The organism is Pseudomonas agronomica, from assembly GCF_025917275.1.
Classification (GTDB): domain Bacteria; phylum Pseudomonadota; class Gammaproteobacteria; order Pseudomonadales; family Pseudomonadaceae; genus Aquipseudomonas; species Aquipseudomonas agronomica.
In genome coordinates, this window is the sequence record NZ_JAOSHO010000631.1 from 1 (window position 1) to 2500 (window position 2500).

Below are 2500 nucleotides of genomic sequence, written 5' to 3' on the forward strand. Positions count from 1 at the left end.
GCTGCGCCAACGCCGCCGAACTCAACGTCCTGAGCAAGGAACTTGAGCAAGTGCTGGGCGAAGTGCGCGTCGCCGTCGCCGACTTCGAGCCGATGAAAGCCAAGGTCCAGGAAATCCTCGCGAGCCTGGACAACAGCGCCTACGCCACCGACGCTGACGAAAAAGCCGAAATCAAGAGCTTCCTGGAATGGCTGGTGGGCAACCACTTCACCTTCCTGGGCTATGAAGAGTTCGTGGTTCGTGATGAAGCCGATGGCGGCCACATCGAATACGACCCTGAGTCCTTCCTCGGCCTGACCAAACTGCTGCGCGCCGGCCTGACTGCCGAAGACCTGCGCATCGAAGACTACGCCGTCAATTACCTGCGCGAACCGACCGTGTTGTCGTTCGCCAAGGCCGCGCACCCGAGCCGCGTGCACCGTCCGGCCTACCCGGACTACGTGTCGATCCGCGAGATCGACGCCGACGGCAAGGTCATCAAGGAATGCCGCTTCATGGGCCTGTACACCTCCTCGGTGTATGGCGAGAGCGTGCGGGTCATCCCGTACATCCGCCGCAAGGTCGCGGAAATCGAGCGTCGCTCGGGCTTCCAGGCCAAGGCGCACCTGGGCAAGGAGTTGGCCCAGGTGGTCGAAGTCCTGCCTCGCGACGACTTGTTCCAGACCCCGGTGGACGAACTGTTCAGCACCGTCATGTCGATCGTGCAGATCCAGGAACGCAACAAGATCCGCGTGTTCCTGCGCAAGGACCCGTACGGCCGTTTCTGCTACTGCCTGGCCTACGTGCCGCGCGATATCTATTCCACCGAAGTGCGCCAGAAGATCCAGCAGGTGCTGATGGAGCGCCTGAAGGCGTCGGATTGCGAATTCTGGACGTTCTTCTCCGAGTCCGTACTGGCCCGCGTACAACTGATCCTGCGGGTGGACCCGAAGAACCGCATCGATATCGACCCGCTGCTGCTGGAAAAAGAAGTCGTGCAGGCCTGCCGCAGCTGGAAGGACGACTACGCCAGCCTGGTCATCGAGAGCTTCGGCGAAGCCCAGGGCACCAACGTGCTGTCGGACTTCCCGAAAGGCTTCCCGGCCGGCTACCGCGAGCGCTTTGCCGCGCACTCGGCCGTGGTGGACATGCAACACCTGCTGAGCCTGAGTGAAACCAACCCGCTGGTGATGAGCTTCTACCAACCGTTGGGCCAGGTCTCCGGCCAGCGTGAGCTGCACTGCAAGCTGTATCACGCCGACACGCCGCTGGCGCTGTCCGACGTGCTGCCGATCCTGGAAAACCTCGGCCTGCGCGTGCTGGGCGAGTTCCCGTACCGCCTGCGTCACACCAATGGCCGCGAGTTCTGGATTCACGACTTCGCCTTCACCGCCGCCGAAGGCCTGGACCTCGACATCCAGCAACTCAACGACACCTTGCAGGACGCCTTTGTCCACATCGTGCGTGGCGATGCCGAGAACGATGCGTTCAACCGCCTGGTGCTGACCGCCGGCCTGCCGTGGCGCGACGTGGCGCTGCTGCGTGCCTACGCCCGTTACCTGAAGCAGATCCGCCTGGGCTTCGACCTCGGCTACATCGCCAGCACCTTGAACAACCACACCGACATCGCTCGCGAACTGACCCGGTTGTTCAAGACCCGCTTCTACCTGGCGCGCAAGTTGACCGGCGATGACCTGGAAGACAAGCAACTGCGCCTGGAGCAAGCGATCCTCTCCGCCCTCGACGAAGTGCAGGTACTCAACGAAGACCGCATCCTGCGTCGCTACCTTGACCTGATCAAGGCGACCCTGCGGACCAACTTCTACCAGACCGACGCCAACGGCCAGAACAAGTCGTACTTCAGCTTCAAGTTCAACCCGCACCTGATTCCGGAACTGCCGAAGCCGGTGCCGAAGTTCGAGATCTTCGTCTACTCGCCACGCGTCGAAGGCGTGCACCTTCGCTTCGGCAACGTTGCCCGTGGCGGCCTGCGCTGGTCCGACCGTGAAGAAGACTACCGCACCGAAGTGCTCGGCCTGGTAAAAGCCCAGCAAGTGAAGAACTCGGTGATCGTGCCGGTGGGCGCCAAGGGCGGTTTCCTGCCGCGTCGCCTGCCACTGGGCGGCAGCCGGGACGAGATCGCGGCCGAGGGCATTGCGTGCTACCGCATCTTCATTTCGGGCCTGTTGGACATCACCGACAACCTGAAGGACGGCGCGCTGGTGCCGCCGGCCAACGTCGTGCGTCATGACGACGATGACCCGTACCTGGTGGTGGCGGCGGACAAGGGCACCGCAACCTTCTCCGACATCGCCAACGGCATCGCCATCGACTATGGCTTCTGGCTGGGCGATGCGTTCGCCTCCGGTGGTTCGGCCGGTTACGACCACAAGAAAATGGGCATCACCGCCAAGGGCGCGTGGGTTGGCGTGCAGCGTCACTTCCGCGAACGTGGCATCAACGTCCAGGAAGACAGCATCACCGTGGTGGGCGTCGGCGACATGGCCGGCGACGTGTTCGG

General features: G+C 63.0%; 1 protein-coding gene. It reads left to right on the top strand.

Features of this window, described 5'->3' with window-relative positions; translation table 11 throughout:
• Window positions 1-2500: NAD-glutamate dehydrogenase (locus tag OC610_RS25475; RefSeq protein WP_264431788.1), on the top strand; the 2500-nt coding region annotated here is incomplete at both ends.